An 18,191-nucleotide genomic window follows, 5' to 3' on the forward strand; every position below is an offset into this window, starting at 1 on the left:
ATTTAAAAGTTAAAGATAAAACTTTTTATGCTGTTTACCATCTCTTCCGCAACAGGCAAATCTGGATTGTTATAACCTTCCATGTTACTGATTCCGTTTACTTCGACTATTTTGAAGACGTGATTCATATTTTCAATTAATATTAGCCGAGCTTCCGGTGAAGCAGCCGCCAGTTTTTTAGCATCTTCAGTAGAGACCTGTATATCTTTTGTTCCTTGAACAATCAGGATGGGAATATTTAGTTTTTTTATTTCGGTTTGCGGGTCATATTTGAACCAGGATATCAGGTAAGGTTGAACGCTTGGTCTAAATAAAGAGTTAAGCATGGGTACTACATCTTTGACTTGTTTCCTGCTTTTTAAGCTGTCGATTATCGGGGTAGTCATGTCTTTAATATACTGGGGTTGAAGAGCCAATTGTTTTTTTAATATTTTATCGGCGGCATCACCTGCCCCGGCAACGGAAATATACAGATCGGCACTTTTAGCAGCGATCATTCCGATAAGAGAACCTTCACTGTGTCCGATAACAATGACTTTGGAAAATCGGTTGTCTTTTTTTAGCAATGCGATCCAGTCAGCAGCATCTTGTATGTAGTCTTCAAAGTTAAGTGTAGTCTCGTTTTGTACTATCGAGGAACTTTCGCCGATACCTCTTTTATCATAACGAACAGAGGCAATTCCGCTTTTTGCTAATTCATGAGCCAGAAATTTCAATGAATTATTCTGCATCATCGAATTGTTTCCGTTCCGGTCTGTTGGTCCTGAACCTGCTATAATCAGAGCCACAGGCATTTGTTTGGGGTTTACAGGCATACACAATGTACCGGATAAATCACCTGTTTCGGTTTGCAAAGTAATGCCGTTCTCGATAAGTGCTGGTTTTGTACTATTCTGTGCTTTTGAAATAGAAGTATATAAGAAAAGGATACTAAATAGGATTATACTTTTTTTCATTTGGTTTCAGAGGATTTAATTTTTTTAAAAGTTAAATAGGAATATACTATTGGAATGACAGAAATGATGATAGTAATTCCCATCATAACGTAGAATGCATATTTTGAATTGAGAACCAAGCACAACAAGAAGATCAATAAGCCGCCGGCAAACCATAATTTACCGCCTAACAAATGTGTTTTTTTCCAGACTTCCTCATTTTCTAAAGTCCAAGGGGTACGAATACCAATGAAATAATTAGGTTTAATGGTTTTGAAATAGTTGCCAAGTACAGCCAGAAGTAAACCGATCACAGCAAAAATGAATGTAGGTTTAGAATGACTGTTTTGTTGGACACTATAAATAACAAAAACCGAGATAGCCGACATAAATAAGGATATTACAAACCGGAGTTGGTTCAGTTTATTTCCCATTTTGTTTAGTTTTCCTTTCGGATCAATTTTCGGTAGAATAAGAAAAATAAAATAGGCGATACCGGATAATAGAAATATGGGAACTAATAATTCTTTTTTGTCTCCCCGACGATCAATTTCACCGGCTGCATTCCAATGCAGAGGAACGGTTTCCGGAAGTTGATTCCATACGTATGCCAAATAGACAAAAGGGATTAATGCGATAATTATAAAAGGAAGTTCTTTTCTTAAAGTAGCCATGATAGTTATTGTTTTAAGGTTAGTAACCATTTTAAGATGTCGTCTACAATAGTTGTATTAAGTGAGTATATGATGAATTGTCCTTGCTTTTCACTGGTAACCAGATCGGCTTGTTTGAGCAAATCCAAATGATGGGAAATACTCGGTTTGGAAATATTAAAATGCTCCGCAATTTCACCGGCTGTTCTGTCTTTTTCACGAAGCAATTCTAAAATTTCTCGTCGGGTTTCATCGTTTAGAGCTTTAAAAATTGTGTTCACGATATTTATATATTTAGACAAATATCTAAATATTATTTTTAAATAACCTCTTTTTTTATCAGAAATTATTATTTTCTTTATACTGATAATTACATTTCGAAATAATTTCACTAATTAATGAAGGTTAAAATTTTAAATAAAATTCTTAAACAGATTGTTTATTTTGCAAAATAATAGGATGTATAACAATAGCTTTGTTTGAGGTTGTTTACAGACTATATATCCTGATAAAGCATTTCTTAATTTTTCTGTTTCGGGTACAGGCATTAAACAAAACAAGTCTTTTTTAAAAGATAAATTAAAACAATATCATCCTGATACAGTTATTTATCAAGTTATTATTGTTTAGATAATATTAGGTTTGATAGTACTATTTACCGAGAGTTCGGTGTCTCCTTTTGTTTATACTTTGTTTTAAACAATTACTAGTTCATTTTTGTGATTTTATAGATAAAATTATTTTCAAAACTGTTTTTAATTTTAGAAGCTTCTTGGGTTTTTAAATTGTTTTTTTGGGCTATTGATACTATTTTTTCTATTTCGCAGTCTTGTGAAAGGATCATATAAAAATTGTCAAATTCAATTTCAGTAAGTTGAGAGAATAATTTTTCGAAATACTCAAAATGTTCTCCGCAAAACCAGGCTTTTTCTTTGACGTTTTTTGCTTTTTTAGGATAATATGGCGGATTCACAATGATAAAATCGAATTTGGTTTTGTCAATTTCATCGAATAAATCAGAATAAACGGTTCTGACCTTAAGGTTATTTCTTATAGCACTTTCTTCTAAATAATTCAGAGCAATCTTGTTAACATCACTTGCTGTTACAATAGCCCCTTTTTGCGATGCCAATAGAGAAATAATTCCGCTACCACAGCCTAATTCTAAGAAAGTTTTGTTGTTTAGTTCGAGGTCTTTAATGAAATCTAAAAGTATTTTTGTACTGAATGTTAAATGAGGAGGAAATACATCGGGATGCACTTGTACACAGACAGATTCATAACAATACTTTCTGGGTTTTGAGTAATACAGTTTCAGTCCGGATTTCAGAAACGGGTGAGTGCATTTTTTTATGAAGTTTCTAATGTTTTTCATGTTGTATTATTCAGAATAAAAACCTTCAATTTCAGGTTGGCGGTATTTCCAGATCTTATGCATTAATTTTATTTCATAAGGATAGTTATAAATACCGGTTTTATACCGGATACTTGACGGAAGTTGTAACAGTCTTTTTTTCCAGCCTTTTATTCTGAAATCAGAAGCAGTAGGGTAATAGCCGTTTAAGACCGTTTCAAAGTTTTTAATGGTGTCAATCATATAAGGTTTTAACCAAGGAGTAAGCGGATTTTTTCGCAAGTCGAAATTTTCCCAGCTTGGTGAAATCCAATCTTCTAATGTAGATGGAAAAGAAAAACCGGCATCGATAATTTGTTGGTATAATTCAGAGCCTTCAGTAGGAACCGGACTATATAAGTAAATAATGATTTCTGCTTTAGGATTGATCTCTTTGATCTCTTTGATGAAATTGATGTCCCATAAAATTTGGTCATAAACTTCTTTTTCAGTTACAGCCGGTAGCCCTAAAACAAAGGATAATTCAGGAATAATATCCGCATTTTTCATTCTGAGAACAAAATCCTTAATCATTTGTCCGGTTTGTGTACCGCCTTTGTTCATTTGTTTTAGGATCTTATCATTTCCGGTTTCTGCTCCGAGAAAGATCATCCTACATCCTGCTTTTCGCATGAACTTCAGCTCATCGTCTGAATACATGTTAAGCGTATCTATCCTGCCTTCTCCCCAGTAGTTTATGTTGTCATTCTTAATTAACTCTGAAAATTCCAACACTCTTTTTTTTGAGGTAAAGAAATTGTTATCATGGAACTCAACGGCATCGATCTGGTATTTTTCTTTAAAGTATTTTATGTCTTCATATATACGGGCGGCTGACATTCCTTTCCAGCGGGCGTTGTATATAGGGACAACAGCACAAAAGGAACAACTGAACGGACATCCCATACTGGAATGATAAGACAGGGTTTTACTTCCCATGAAGGTCTTAGCCAGGTAATTTTTAACCGGATAAAAGGTGTTGAGGTATTCGTAGGGAAATTTAGGCAGACTATCCTGATCTAACAATGCTTCAGTTGCTGTTTTTATGATTTCGCCGTTATTGTTTTTAAAGATCAGGTTTTTGATATGAATAGTATCTTCCTTTCGGTTCGATTCTAAAGTATTGATGAGTTCCGGAAATGTTTGATCTCCCGGTCCATTTACGATATAATCTACATAACCGGATTCTAAAGATACTTTGTACTGGTTTGAGGCAAAATACCCTCCCCAGATAGTGATGATGTCAGGAAATAATGTTTTGATTTTTTTAGTAAAAGGAATGGCTTCTAGCAGTTGAGGTCCGGGCATTACTGTTGAACCGAAGTATTTGAATTCTCCGGTCTTTAAATAATTCGCTATAGTTTGCCATGGATCTTGTTCTAAATTCCCATCAATAAAAACATAATCGTATTTTCCATGAACAGAGGCTCCTACCTGCAAAATGGAATTAGGGATCCGGTGTTTGCTGTTAGCGCTCTTCGGGTTAAATATGATGATCTTATGATTAGTCATTTTTTACAAATATATTTCCGTGTAATTCTTTCTTGGATAAATTAGATTTTTTTTAATTGCTGCTCTGAACATTCTGATCGGAATTAAAAGTCAAATTATATTTTAAAGCTCTGTAAGAATAAGTAAAACTATCCGGATAGTTTGTAAAACTAATATCCAAAACAATAGTACCATTAGGATCTACCTCTGTAATATCTGATTTATTAGCATTACTTTGTGACGTTATATTTCCACCCCAACCAATACAGTAATTTCCGTTGCTTAATTTTTGAACAGAGCCCATAATATCAGAATAGCGACCGAGTTCCGTATACTCATATACAAGATTTGCAGTTAGATTCGTTTCATTCAGCTCAAATTCAGCAATTCTGCTTTGTTGCGGGTTCTTTGTCACTCCATTGTCAAATAATAACAAATTACCATTATTCAGGATGTTGGCATGATGTTGATGTGAAATAATAGTATTTCCGGTTAGATTGAAATCATCATTGTTTCCTCCCAATCGCCACATTATTTCTCCTGTAGTTCTGTTGATCTTATAAACTTGGTTTGTGTGTCGTGCAGAGACAATAAAATTCTCATCGTTTGGGTCAATTGCTATAGAATTAAAATGAAAGTAGTCTACCTTTTCAGCTGTAGCATATTGAGTATAGTATAAGGGATCGGTAGCGCTTAGAAGTTCAGGATGTTCAGCCGTATCCCATTCAAAAATTACCTGATTGTTCAGGACTTCCTGAAAGACAAATTCAACAAGTTTAACAGCATTACTACCGCCGTATGCAGTCATGTCTACATTTTCTCGTATGTATTGACCCGGAACAATATAGTGGTCATCATCAATATAGATGAAATCGTGGTTTTCAATACTATAATCGTAGGCGTTATCGGGAGGTAAAAAGTCAATTTGTTTAATGACTTCAAAATTTTCATCCATTACAATGGTCTTTTTAGTGTCATTAATAGTATAAGTGAATCTTTTACCCTGAACAGTTTCGAAGAATTTAAAATTGATAGCACCGGTATAAGCTAATTTTTTATAATAAACAGGGAAACCGTTATTGTCTAAGATAGCAATATAGGTAAAATCATCTGCAGCAGATGGCGAAAGTTTGTAAAGGTTTATGAATAGGTAGCCGTCAGAAGGATTGTTTTTAGCTATTAAATTAATGCCTGGCATATCTTCGGGTAAATAATGTATTGTATACGTTTTTGCTGTAGGGGACTCCATTTGAATGACAATATCTTCACCCGGAGTTAGCTTAATTGGGGTTGTTTTGCCTGTAACTTTTTCATTATTTATGAATATTTTTTTGAAAGGATTGAAATCGTTTAATGTAACTTCTATTTCATTTAATGTATTAAGTGACGTAATGTAATAATCGAATATTTCAGGATTAAATTCCGGATATAACTCTCCTGTTGAGACCTGAATTAAAGGGAGATCGCCTGTTGTTGACTCATCGTCTTTAGTACAGGAAAAAAAAGTGAAACAAATGAGCGCAAGGACAATTATAATATTATGGTTTTTCATACGTGAGGGAATTTTTTTCACAAGTGATAATATACGATTCTAATATTCCTTTTTCGATTTTTACTTTTCGGTTGACTATTTTAAAATACAGATATAAAGATAGTTCTTTGGGATTAAAAAGAGTACGATACTTCATTTTATCAGAATAGTGTAAACTTTTAAGTTCAAAATCATTAATCACAAATTTATATTTTGTTTTTTCAAGATCATGGATTTCTTCAATATGTTTTATCTTAAATCCGTGATTAATAAGTGTCGTTTCCCAGCTTGTTAAGCTTGCCGATTCGTCTGCCTGAATGATATTAAAATAAGATAAAGAAATAGTATTTATTTTCTGCCTTGTATCTGAAGAAGTTGACGGACACCAAATGGTTTCATTAAAAATAAAAAGCCCTTTGTCTTTTAATACTCTGAAAGCTTCTGTAACGATCTGTTTGTATTGTTCAGGGCTTTGTATAGCCAATACAGATTCACAAATGACAATGTCGAAAAAGTTATCTTGATAAGGGAAACTATTTTTGGTGTGATGCTTAAAATTGCAATTGAACAGGTTTAATTTCTTTTTCCTTTTATTACAAAAATGAATCATTTCTAGCATATTGTCTATCCCTTCATAATAAATAAAAGGATTATTTGACAAAATGGCTGCTGTATGTCCTGTACCACAACCGATCTCTAATATAGTCTTAGCTTCGGAGGTATGCGGAATTTTTTTTAGGAGCAGATGAGTTCCTAATCGACCTTGTGGATGTTGGTTGATTCTTCCGGTTCTCGCTATATATTTTAAATAGTTCATATATCACATGTTTGACTCTTGTTCTCTGCTTTGTATTCAGGGTCTTTATGATTGAGATATTGAGTTTTCAAGTTTCTTGATGAGGATTAAGAACAACCATTGTGATACACATACACTGATGAAAATTCCTTCTAAACCTATTCTTTTTAATAAAATCAGACCGAGAGCGCAATTTAAGATCGCAATAAGGAGGTTAGAATATACTATTTTTTTTTCCAGTTTTTCTTTATACAAGTTTAGAATAGGAATAACATAAAAAAATACAGGAAGACTGGACAAAAAACATAAGAGATAGATATGCCATTCAAAACCTAGTTTAATATAGTGCTCTAATAATAGCCAGATAGACAACGAACCCAAAATACTTATAGGGATCGCTATTTTTTTAAATAGTATTTTTAGTTTAGAGATCACTTTTGTGTTTGACCTGTAAAAGGATTTGTTTATCGGAGCTGTTATAAAAACAGAAAGGGCTTGTAACATTAAAAAGGCAGTAGTAATGGTTTGATATGAAGAGATTATTTCATTTGGCAGAAAAACAGTTACCAGATACAGATCTATTTTAGAACTAATCATTCCGCTCAATCCCAAAATAAAAAACGGAAAGCTGAGAATAAGCTCATTTAAAGCGATCTTTAATCTGAAAGGTTTATTCCGAAGGTTAAACAGAAAAGATATCAGAATAAGTTTGAGGATTATACTTAGAGCATAAAATTCTAAAACACTGGCGAGATCAAATATGGAAAGCTTGTATAATGCTCCGTAGAAAAAACTAAACCCAATGATTTCAACAACTAATTGTGGACCGAACTTTTGCTGATAGATTACTAAACTTTCAAAGGAATTATAAGCATAACTGATAAGGATAATGAAAATCGATAACAATGCAATTTTAGACGGGAAAAAAGCAAATAAAACAAAGGAAGGAAGGATCAGTAGCCCTCTGCTGAAGAGATTCATATAAAAATTAGAATAGATCTCCGAAGGATTTTGACTGTATTTCCGGATCAGATAATCTTTATTTCCCCAGTTAGCAACAAAAGTAAAAAAAGAGATCCAGACAATGGTGCTTACATATTCTCCCCAATCGTTCTTTCCGAAATGTTTAATCCCGGAAAGGATGATAATAAAATTTAAGAGAGGAACGGTAATTCCTCGAATGATATTAATGCCTATTTTTAAAAACCTATTCATGATACAATGTAAGATAAGCTTTTAATGTAAAGTCAGTATCATATAATAAAACTCTTTTTCTTTCCGGATTTTCATTACTAAGCAAGTTCAAACAATTTGCAACGAATGATTCTTCAGAATTACACACTTTCCATTCCGGCAGTTTCTGCGAAACGCCGACATCGAAAGAGACAATTCGCATTCCTGAATAAAGGGCTTCCGAAAAAACATAACCGAATGATTCGTATTTACTGGTATGGAGCAATATTTTTGACATACTCATTTTTTGTAAAACATTGTCTCTGGATAGTTCTCCCGTCAAAGTTATGTGTTCATTCAGATTGTGACTTTTTATCAGAGATCTGATTTTTGAAGATTCATTTCCACTTCCTATAATTTCCACGTTTAAATCGGGTCTTTTTTCAACGACCTTTTTAATAACATCAATAAAAAAAGGATAATTTTTGATGCTGTTTAGAGAACCGACACCTAAAATATCAATTTTAGCATCTTTGATTTTCGGAAAAGAGTCCGTATCAATGCCCAGGGTATGATCTCCGATTTTAAACCGTAATTTTTATATAATTCGGATTGATGATGCTTAGAAAGAGTGACTACTTTTGAGTGTTTTTCATGGATGAATTTGGCATAACTGTTTTTAAAAACATCTTGTCCCATTGCTGTAACAATGTGTGAAATATTTTTTTGGCGGGCAAAAAGTTGACCTATTAAGGAACATTCTCCGATCCAGAAGCTATGGATTACAGTAAACGGGGTCTCTAAATGGATTTTTTGAAGCAACTTATAGGATGTATACCAAGTTGCTATTTTTCTTGATTTTTTATTACATCCGTTCAACGGAATGACATCAATCCCGTTCCAATTGTATTTTTTGTTTGTAAAAGGATATTGGAATGGTATTAGAGTCAATTTGGCTTGAGGTAAAGCCTTTCGCAAAGCCATTAAATAGACCTGTAATGAAGGGATTGTTACAGAGTCATTTTCAGAAACCGCAAATCCGGGAGTTAAAAAAACGATATGAGATATGGAGCTATTCAATAGGACTAATTATTTTGTACAGTTTCCATCCTTCCGGCAATTCCTCTAAAACTTGTAAACGATAGTTGTTAGATATAAAATTCCAGTTTTTCATAGGGTTTTTACCTTCCCATTGCCGTGAAAACTTTTGCGAATTAAATAAAAGTAAAGAATTTTCATGTACTGTGACGTATTCCTGTTGCCACAAATTTTGATATTCAAAATGTAACCCTCTGCCTTGCAGCGCAACATCCATGTCAAAAGAGTATAAAACAGCATTTTGATAAGGTATCAGTTCTTGAGCTATTTCTTTTTCCAAATGATTCCTTTCTTGAGTCGGTTTTAACGCTAGATAGCAAAGGAACAATTGAAGAACAAAAGTTGCTATGCCCGTTGCAATATAAATCTTTAAGGATAAAAACGTAGCTGCTAACAGTTGAAAGCCAGGATAAAGAATTATAAGGAGCAAGGGGAAAGATACTATTAAAAAGCGACTGTTTTGAAAGGGGATGCCCGATAAAAAAAAGCTATAAGCTAAGAAGGAGAGAGTCAATAAAATAACGGCTCGTTTTTTCAGAAAGTTTTTAAAAAGAAACGGAAAGAATAAAATACCTGAAAATAAATAGCGAGGATGGAACAAGGACGAGAACGCATATATAATGTTGGGTAAAAAATTATAGTTTGTTCCGTCCGGAGTGGTAAACGATCTTTTATAAAAGTTTTGTACAGACCAACTTTTCAGCCAGTTGTGCTGTAGAAACTCCGTTGTATTTTCATACCGGATGAGATAATGAGGCAATAGGAGTATTGCGCCAGTCAAAATGAAAAAAGGTAAATGTTTGAAGTGCTCCTTTCTCGATATATAAATGTACAAAATATATAAGCTGAGCGGTAGTAAAACGACAAATGTTGCATAACGCGTCATGATGGCACTTAATCCGAAAATAACTACCAGATATAAGCTTTTAAGGGATGAGGTTTTAAGGTAGAAAAAACCGTTATAAAAACACAATACTACGAAAGCTGTTGACAGCATGTCAGACATTACGGAGAGACTCAGCCGAAGCATATAAGGAGATAACCCAGAAAGAGCATACAAAAGATCCGGGCATTTTGGTTTTGCGGATAAATGAGTTTTATAATTTTAAAGCTATATAATATAACGATTAAATAAGAGATAAAACTAACCATTTGTAAAGCTATTGCCGGTTTTAGTACAAAAGAAAGAACGGCTCCTGCTATAGGATAGTAGAGAGGCCAAAAATAATCGCCGGGAAAAGTACCGGTTCTGAAATACAGGTTCAGAGCTTTAGTATATCGTAAATACTCATAACTGTCTTGTCCATACAGCCCGTCAAAATCAAGAAAAAAGCGAAAAACAACCCATACAATGGCTAATATAACCAAAAAGAGCGATGTGTTTTTTATGTTTTTTAATAGAAGCATAGACTATTTCGTATACCGTTTTAACAAGGCAGTTATTGCAATAGATTTTATCTTAAATTTATAGGCTTTCCATCTGGAATGAGATAGGTTTCTGAAATACTCTACTTCATTAACCACTTTTCGTACGGCATAATCATAAAATTTTCTCGGATATCTACGTTCAAAATCAATATCCCGGTCGGTTGAAGTTTCCCAGTCCGGCTGATGTGTTATTTTGTTCTTAATTTCATAATACAAACCGGTTCCTTTTATGGGGTAGGCTATGGTAATAGTATAGTGAGTAGGGTTGGCTTCTTTCAAATAAGTAATGGTTTCTTTGATATCGGCTATGGTTTCTCCGGGATAACCGAGCATAATAAAAGTTCCGGTTTCAATACCGATCCGGTTTGTTTTTTGAATCATCTCTTTTACAGTTTGTACGTCAACTCGTCTGTCCATAGCATCTATAATAGCTTGGGAACCGCTTTCAGCACCGATCCATATCCGGTAACATCCGGACTCTTTAAGCAGTTGCAGAATATCATCATTCAATCGTTCTGCCCGGGTAATACACTCAAAAGGAATGTGAATATTTTCTTTTAGTATTTCAGAATGGAACTCCTTGAGCCATTTATGACTTACCGTAAAAACATCGTCAACAAACCACAACATGTCTGGGTTATAAGTAGCCTTTAACTCTTTTATTTCTTCAATAACTAAACGAACAGGGCGTCTTCTGTAGCTTTGTCCGTAAACGGCGGTACTACACCATTTACAAGTATAAGGACAGCCCCTTTGAGTAGAAATGGTCATAGAACTTTTACCATGGTTGTTCTTCCATGTTTCCAGATATCGGTTGATATTGATAGCGGCTCTGTTGGGCAGCGGAAGTATAGCCAGATCTTTTAATTTTGTTCTGGGTTAGTTTGAATGACCTTGCCGTTTTCCTGAAAAGCAATACCATCCAGATTGTGATAATCTTTGCCGTTAAGTAGTGCACAACAAAGTTCATAAGTGGTTTCTTCACCTTCACCGATGACTAAAAAGTCAGCACCTGCTTTCAGATAATTAGTAACATTATAAGTAACATCAGGTCCGCCTAAAATAATTTTCGGAGTCCCGTATGCTTTGGAACGAAGAATCCGGATCAACCGTATGACATTTATTTTTGTCATAAGATTAGTGTAAATGCAAACGATTTCCGGTTGTTTCTCTTTTAGATAGGTCAGTTGTTCTTTCTGTGTGGAAAAAGTGCTGTCAAATACCTCATGTTTAATGTTTTTGCTAAGTAAATAACCGGACACATACAAAAGCCCGAGCGGAGGGTAAGGTTTCATGATCTTTTGCTCCTTAGGGTCTTCAGATAAATAATATGCATGTGTCAGAACAAGGCTCATTTCTTTTCTAATACGATTAAATAATGATCGGAATATTTAGCTAAAAAAGACAGGTTCTTAAAAAGGCTATCCAATCGGGTCAATACTTTAAAAAAAAGCTTTTTGTTTTTAAAAAAGGGCTCCAGATAGGACGGAGGTATAAAAAAACCAATGGGTTTAACTTCAATGGTGTTGAACTTATCTTTGGATAAATTTACAATTTCTTTCGGGTTATAATAGTACGTGATGACCTTTTCTTCACCGAGTGTGGCAACAGCAGCCGTTTTTCTTCTGGAAATTTTTGAAAATTGCCCTTTCAGTAAAAAATATAGTTTTTCCCATAAGGTTCCTTCGGGCATAAGAGTAAGGATTAATTTTCCATTGGCAGACAGAACCGTATCAGTTGTTTTCAGAAAACGATCCATTTCGTCCGGAGACAAACAGTTCAGTCCGCCGAAATTAGAAAAAACCAGATCGAAATCTTTAGCATTAAAGTGATTTGAGACAGCTCTGATATCCGCTTGTATGAATGACAGACTGGGATGGGATCCTTTTTCTTTTGCAACTTCGATCATCTTTTCCGAAATGTCCGTTGCACAAACGGTATGGTGTTGTCGGGCAAGCCAGATCGCATCTTCTCCTGTGCCGCAATTTATTTCAAGAATGGTCAAAGGATTTGTGAGATGTTTTTGAAGATGATGATATACCATAGCTCTTTGTGCTTTACCAATTGAAGTATAGGTAAAGTGAGAGTCATAATGTATGGCTTCAACATCGAAACTAGCTTTCATTTTTTAATTGATTTAGCCTTATTTTATCTATAAAAGAGCTCGGAATATAATACAGTAACTTAGCTATTGTCTTTATTTTTTGAACATCTGAAAGCTGAGGTTTTTTCAGAATCCCTTTTAGTGCGTTTAATCCTTGCGTTTTTCGGAACTCTTTGTGAACAAAGCGCTGCAGTTTTCTGTAATATTCTGTGTTGTAACTTCCTTTGAACATGATATCAAAATCATCCGAATCAGTCCAGTTTGCCTTGATTTTAAGGTCTTCTTTAACTTTGTCGTAGAACGGAGTTCCCGGCAACGGATAAGATACAGAAATCCCGATGTTATCCGGCTGTAGTTCTTTAACCATTGCTATGGTTTTTTGAATGTCATTCTGATCCTCGCCTGGATAGCCGAATTGTAGAAAAAAAGCAACTCTCACATTTTTTTGTTGCAACAAACGGGTGGTTGTGTAGATCTGCTCAACTGTAGTGCCTTTGTCCATAGCATCCAGTATCTTTTGGGAAGCACTTTCGGCTCCTATCCATACCTCTTCTAAGCCCGATTCGGCTAAGCAGTCAATGGCATCTTCTTTTAAAAGCAGATCAACGCGGCTTTGAATATAATAGGAAATACGGAGCTTGTTTTTTTTGAGAAGGGTATTGAAATCCTGAACCCAATTAGGCTTTAGTCCGAAAATATCATCACACATCCAGTACCGACTTACATTGAATTGCTTCCGTAAATATTTTATTTCGTTAACGATATATTCGGGAGAATGTGCGTTGTAGCGATTGCCATAGATTGGTTTTGCACACCAGTTGCATTTATACGGACATCCGCGGGTGGTGGCAATGTTCAGTGTAAATTCCTGACGACTTTGTTTCCAGATTTTTCGATATTCATCCATGTTTACCAGATCCCATGCGGGCAAAGGGAGTTCGTCTAAATTCTGAAGGACAGCTCTGGATTTGTTTTTTTGAATTTCACTATCCTTTTTGAAAACAATTCCGTCAATTTTATTTAAAGAGGTGTTATTTTCTAAGGCATTGATAAGTTCCAGTAAGGTTATTTCGCCTTCACCCTGAATAACAAAATCAGCTCCTACATTGAGGTATTTTTCATAATGGTCAGTGGCATCCGAACTGTTAACAATGACAATACAGTTGTTTTGTTTACCCATTCCGATCATCTCAAAACAAGCTTCCCTCATATTGGTCAAACACATTTTGGTCAGGTAGTTGAAGCCGTCGTCATAGATCACTAAGTATTTCGGCTTTTTTTCCTGCAGAACAGGGATTATCGTTTCGGGACTGTCTAAAAGATTGGTGTCAAACAGTTCTGTTGAAAAACTATTTTTACGCAGTAAAGCAGCAGCATATAGTGTTCCTAATGGAGGAAAAGGGGTCTTGTTCTTCCATTGTTTCGGATCTAACCGATAGTAATAAGAATGCGAAAATAAGATATCAAGCATGTTCTTCCGGTAATTCTATTTGATATTTTTCTCGGATCTCGTCGTATTTTTTATTTAAAGCATCAATAACCTTTTTTTGAAAATTTGAAGGGTGATGTTTCGAAACATTTTGGGAAGATTTAAAAGCAATAGCAAAATCTTCACTGCTCATTTTTTCTTTGTATTTGATCTTCCAGACAGCAAATGTTATACTGAAGCAAACACGTTCAATAAATTCTCCTATGGAATTGTTGAATAATGCTTCATAGTATTGCAACAGCAGTTTTTTAGGAATGTTTTCTAATTCACTCCAATTACAATCTTTGTTCGGTAAAAAGTGTTTATACCAGTTGTTAGCCTTAAAAAAATGTTCAAAAACAGATCCGTGTAGCGGAATCAGCGTTGCTATTTCAGTAGCAGTAAACCTGTTTTTTTCTATGATTTCCAAATTGTCAGAAGTAATAAAGTAATTCATACAGAAATACTTCCTGGAATTGAACAGAAATATTTTTTTAAAAAGGATCAAAGCCATTCTGCACGACCACAAACGACCGGGTTTTGTAATGATAAAAAAATCAACATCACTGTGCTTGTCGAAATAGCCTTTAGATAGCGAGCCTGAAATTGCTATTCCGTCGATAAAAGGGAAAAACGTATAGGCAAAGCGGGCTCTTTTTTTAGCTTTTATCATTGCTTTTTGCGCATTTTTATATCCTGTTTCCCGTTTAGTAATATATTCTTCGTTTAGATGCGGGTGGTAATAAGCGGCTGTTTTTTCAATGATGTTTTTTGAAAGTGCAAGCGCTATTTCTTCCTCAAAATCTTTTTGGGTAGTATGAGATGAATAATGAAGTATTTCCTCTTTTTTTAACGGGTGGTTAAATAAAGAGAAATACAGTAAGGGTTGTAAGATTTTCAAAATTTAGCGTGCAATTTTTTTCAAATTTAAAAAATCTTATTAGAAATTTATATAAAAAGATAAAAACTAAAAGCTGATTTTAGGAGTTTCTTTTTAGGTATAAAATGAGTGTATTATGTTTTTTTGTCATTTCGAACAGAGTGAGAAATCAAATTGTCTAAATAACTCTATAAGATTTCTCCTGTGTCGAAATGACAAATTAAAACTGTAAACTAAAATTAATGTGCTTCTAACCAGTTTTGTCCGATTCCCATATCAACTACTAAAGGAACGGCTAGCTGGAAAGCATTTTCCATCTCGCTTTTGATCAGAGGTTTTATTTTTTCTAATTCCGAGTTGTGTACATCAAACACCAATTCATCATGAACCTGTAACAACATTTTCGATTTCCAGTTTTCTGCTCTCAATCGTTTGTGAATGTTAATCATGGCAATTTTGATAATATCGGCAGCACTTCCCTGAATAGGGCATTAACGGCATTTCGTTCGGCAGCACCGCGTACTACAGCATTGGCTGAGTTAATGTCTTTCAGATAGCGTCTTCTTCCTGAAATCGTTTCCACATAACCATGTTGGCGTGCAAATTCAATTTGTTCCTGAATATATGCTTTTAATCTTGGATAAGTTTTGTAATACGCATCGATCAAAGCAGCACTTTCACTTCGGGTCAGATTAGTCTGGTTACTCAATCCGAAAGCGGAAACACCGTAAATGATTCCGAAATTTACCGTTTTGGCATTGCTACGTTGCTCTTTGGTCACTTCTTCAAGAGGAACATTAAAAACTTTTGCGGCCGTACTTTTGTGAATGTCTTCATGGTTCTGAAAGGCTTTGATCATGTTTTCTTCACCGGATAAAGCAGCGATAATACGCAATTCGATTTGTGAGTAGTCGGCATCTACTAAGGTATAGTTTTCATCGCGGGCAATAAATGCTTTACGAATTTGCCGACCTCTTTCCGTACGGATCGGAATATTCTGTAAATTCGGGTTGTTGGAACTCAAACGTCCTGTGGCAGCAACCGTTTGCATATAATCGGTATGAATGCGCTGCGTTTTCGCATCAACCTGTTCAGGTAAGGCATCCACATACGTGCTTTTTAGTTTGACCAATTGACGCCATTCTAAAATATTGCGTACAATTTCATGATCTTTGGCTAAGTAGCTCAAAACTTCTTCACCCGTAGCATATTGTCCCGTTTTTGTTTTCTTAGGTTTCGGACCTCCGATTTTCAATTTGTCGAACAGGATGTCACCTAATTGTTTTGGCGAAGCCAGATTGAAACTTTCACCGGCTTCTTCGTATATTTTTTGTTCAAATGCGGCAATCTCTTTTTCCATATCTGTAGAAATGGCTTTTAAGAAATCAACATCTAAACGGATACCCTCCCGTTCCATATCAGCCAGAACCTGAACCAACGGGATTTCGATTTCGTCAAATAGTTTTTTGGTTCCTACTTTCTCTAAAATAGGTTGAAAGTGCTGTTTTAACTGGTAAGTAACATCAGCATCCTCTACAGCATATTCTTTTGCAGCTTCTACTTCGACCTGACGCATGGAAAGCTGGTTTTTCCCTTTTTTACCGATCAAGGCTTCTATAGGTTTAGGAGCGTATTTTAAATAAGTTTCACTCAACACATCCATATTATGACGCATATCCGGATTGATCAGATAATGGGCGATCATAGTATCAAAGAACGGTCCTTTAATTTCAATACCATAGTTGGCTAAAATTTTCAGGTCATACTTCATGTTCTGTCCGATCTTTTCGATATTCTCATTAGAAAAGAAAGGAATAAATTTTTCAGCTAAAATTTTTGCTTCTTCTTGATTTTCCGGGAACGGGATATAAAAGCCTTTTCCTTTTTCCCATGAAAAGGCAATTCCGACTAATTCGGCATTGAGTGCATCAATTCCTGTAGTTTCTGTATCAAAGCAAACAGAGGTTTGTTTTTCTAGATTTTGTAAAAATAATTTTAGCCCTAAATCACCTTGAACAATCTGGTAAAAATGTTCAGTTGATTCTAAAGTAGCATAAAATGAATTAGAAGCGGTATCTTCTTCGTGTTCGCTGAATCCGAAAAGATCCATCTGGTTTTCGGTTGTTTTCTTCTGTGGTGCTTTTTTTGCAGAGCCATCCCCGTTTCTATTGCTTTCAATTTCGTCGTATTCTTTTCCGGAACCGAATAATTTATCGAATTGGGCTTTCATTTGACGGAATTCCAGTTCCTGAAAGATAGCGTCTGTTTTTTCCACATCCGGTTTTGATAGTTCAAAATCATCCTCATCAAATTCAACCGGACAGTCGAGTAATATGGTCGCTAATTTTTTAGATAGGATTCCTTTTTCTTTGTTGGCTTCTATGTTTTCTTTCATTTTACCTTTTAGCTCGTGAGTGTTCTCTAAAAGAGTTTCTATAGAGCCATATTGAGCCAGGAATTTTTTCGCTGTTTTTTCGCCTACACCCGGTAATCCCGGAATGTTGTCGATAGCATCGCCCATCATGGCTAAAAAGTCAATGACTTGTAACGGATTGTCAATTTCAAATTTTTGTTTTACTTCATCAACTCCCCAAATTTCAATTCCGTTACCCATTCGGGCAGGGCGGTACATAAATATATTTTCGGATACCAGTTGGGCAAAATCTTTATCCGGAGTGACCATGAAAACTTTAAATCCTTCTTTTTCGGCTTGTTTGGATAAAGTTCCTATCAGATCATCAGCTTCATAGCCTGCTTTTTCAATAATGGGAATTTGCATGGCTTTCAACAATTCCTGAATGTAGGGAACAGCAATTTTAATAGCTTCCGGTGTTTCATCCCGGTTCGCTTTATAGTCTTCAAACATTTCCAAACGATAAGTGCTTCCTCCTTTGTCAAATGCAACAGCTAAATGATCCGGTTTTTCGCGTCGTATGACATCCATTAAAGAATTCATGAATCCCATGATAGCAGAAGTATCCATTCCCTTTGAGTTGATTCTGGGGTTTTTGATAAATGCGTAATAACCTCTGAAAATTAAAGCGTAGGCATCAAGTAGAAATAATCGTTTTTGTGTTGACATATAGATTCATTTTATGATCACGAAGATAAGAAAATTTAATTTTTTACCTGAACAGATATTCATAAACTCAAAACAGGGTTTTATACCTTAAAAAGACAGGTTTATGACATTTTATATCAGGCACTGAGAGATATGATTTAGGTTTGTACTATGGAGAAA

Annotated in this window: 17 protein-coding genes and 1 pseudogene; all 18 read right to left on the reverse strand. The window is 34.9% G+C overall.

Annotation, left to right across the window (positions count from 1 at the left end):
- Positions 1-2 precede the first annotated feature (2 nt).
- On the reverse strand, positions 3-956 hold the full coding sequence (locus DI487_RS08750; RefSeq protein ID WP_109569308.1) for an alpha/beta hydrolase: 954 nt from the start codon (positions 954-956) through the stop codon (positions 3-5).
- Positions 953-1,609: an SdpI family protein gene (locus DI487_RS08755; protein WP_109570645.1), complete on the reverse strand. Its 657-nt coding sequence runs from the start codon at positions 1,607-1,609 to the stop codon at positions 953-955. The genes DI487_RS08750 and DI487_RS08755 overlap by 4 nt, the downstream gene beginning before the upstream one ends.
- A 5-nt stretch (positions 1,610-1,614) precedes the next feature.
- Positions 1,615-1,869 (reverse strand): autorepressor SdpR family transcription factor, encoded by a 255-nt coding sequence (locus tag DI487_RS08760; RefSeq protein WP_109569309.1) that lies wholly within the window; start codon positions 1,867-1,869, stop codon positions 1,615-1,617.
- Positions 1,870-2,294: 425 nt separating this feature from the next.
- Positions 2,295-2,963 (reverse strand): methyltransferase, encoded by a 669-nt coding sequence (locus DI487_RS08765; RefSeq protein WP_109569310.1) that lies wholly within the window; start codon positions 2,961-2,963, stop codon positions 2,295-2,297.
- A gap of 6 nt (positions 2,964-2,969) precedes the next feature.
- Positions 2,970-4,493 carry a B12-binding domain-containing radical SAM protein gene (locus tag DI487_RS08770; RefSeq protein WP_109569311.1) on the reverse strand — a complete coding sequence of 508 codons (1,524 nt, stop codon included), beginning with the start codon at positions 4,491-4,493 and terminating at the stop codon, positions 2,970-2,972.
- 52 nt (positions 4,494-4,545) lie between these two features.
- The gene (locus tag DI487_RS08775; RefSeq protein ID WP_109569312.1) at positions 4,546-6,024 is read right to left on the reverse strand and encodes an aryl-sulfate sulfotransferase; all 1,479 of its coding nucleotides are present in this window, start codon (positions 6,022-6,024) and stop codon (positions 4,546-4,548) included.
- Complete coding sequence (locus tag DI487_RS08780; RefSeq protein WP_109569313.1) at positions 6,011-6,820, reverse strand: class I SAM-dependent methyltransferase; 810 nt, start codon at positions 6,818-6,820, stop codon at positions 6,011-6,013. The genes DI487_RS08775 and DI487_RS08780 overlap by 14 nt, the downstream gene beginning before the upstream one ends.
- 45 nt (positions 6,821-6,865) lie before the next feature.
- Positions 6,866-8,014: an MATE family efflux transporter gene (locus DI487_RS08785; RefSeq protein ID WP_109569314.1), complete on the reverse strand. Its 1,149-nt coding sequence runs from the start codon at positions 8,012-8,014 to the stop codon at positions 6,866-6,868.
- Positions 8,007-8,555, reverse strand: a complete 549-nt coding sequence (locus tag DI487_RS08790) for a glycosyltransferase (RefSeq protein WP_109569315.1) — start codon at positions 8,553-8,555, stop codon at positions 8,007-8,009. Before DI487_RS08790 ends, DI487_RS08785 begins: the two co-directional genes overlap by 8 nt.
- Complete coding sequence (locus DI487_RS08795; protein WP_109569316.1) at positions 8,483-9,052, reverse strand: glycosyltransferase; 570 nt, start codon at positions 9,050-9,052, stop codon at positions 8,483-8,485. Before DI487_RS08795 ends, DI487_RS08790 begins: the two co-directional genes overlap by 73 nt.
- On the reverse strand, positions 9,045-10,076 hold the full coding sequence (locus tag DI487_RS16175) for a hypothetical protein (RefSeq protein ID WP_218925765.1): 1,032 nt from the start codon (positions 10,074-10,076) through the stop codon (positions 9,045-9,047). Before DI487_RS16175 ends, DI487_RS08795 begins: the two co-directional genes overlap by 8 nt.
- Positions 10,077-10,087: 11 nt before the next feature.
- The gene (locus DI487_RS08805; protein ID WP_146193415.1) at positions 10,088-10,438 is read right to left on the reverse strand and encodes a hypothetical protein; all 351 of its coding nucleotides are present in this window, start codon (positions 10,436-10,438) and stop codon (positions 10,088-10,090) included.
- 42 nt (positions 10,439-10,480) lie between these two features.
- The gene (locus DI487_RS16315; RefSeq protein WP_245896323.1) at positions 10,481-11,269 is read right to left on the reverse strand and encodes a B12-binding domain-containing radical SAM protein; all 789 of its coding nucleotides are present in this window, start codon (positions 11,267-11,269) and stop codon (positions 10,481-10,483) included.
- A 92-nt stretch (positions 11,270-11,361) separates the two neighbouring features.
- A complete protein-coding gene (locus DI487_RS16320) occupies positions 11,362-11,853 on the reverse strand; it encodes a B12-binding domain-containing radical SAM protein (RefSeq protein ID WP_245896325.1) in 492 nt (163 codons plus the stop codon).
- Positions 11,850-12,623, reverse strand: coding sequence for a class I SAM-dependent methyltransferase (locus DI487_RS08815; protein ID WP_109569319.1), 774 nt, complete (start codon positions 12,621-12,623; stop codon positions 11,850-11,852). Before DI487_RS08815 ends, DI487_RS16320 begins: the two co-directional genes overlap by 4 nt.
- Positions 12,613-14,073, reverse strand: coding sequence for a B12-binding domain-containing radical SAM protein (locus tag DI487_RS08820; RefSeq protein WP_109569320.1), 1,461 nt, complete (start codon positions 14,071-14,073; stop codon positions 12,613-12,615). Before DI487_RS08820 ends, DI487_RS08815 begins: the two co-directional genes overlap by 11 nt.
- Positions 14,066-14,971: a nucleotidyltransferase domain-containing protein gene (locus DI487_RS08825; protein WP_109569321.1), complete on the reverse strand. Its 906-nt coding sequence runs from the start codon at positions 14,969-14,971 to the stop codon at positions 14,066-14,068. Before DI487_RS08825 ends, DI487_RS08820 begins: the two co-directional genes overlap by 8 nt.
- Before the next feature lie 218 nt (positions 14,972-15,189).
- Positions 15,190-18,032 (reverse strand): annotated as a pseudogene (polA, locus tag DI487_RS08830) (DNA polymerase I).
- Positions 18,033-18,191: the final 159 nt, after the last annotated feature.

Origin of the sequence: Flavobacterium sediminis, assembly GCF_003148385.1 — a bacterium.
GTDB lineage: Bacteria > Bacteroidota > Bacteroidia > Flavobacteriales > Flavobacteriaceae > Flavobacterium > Flavobacterium sediminis.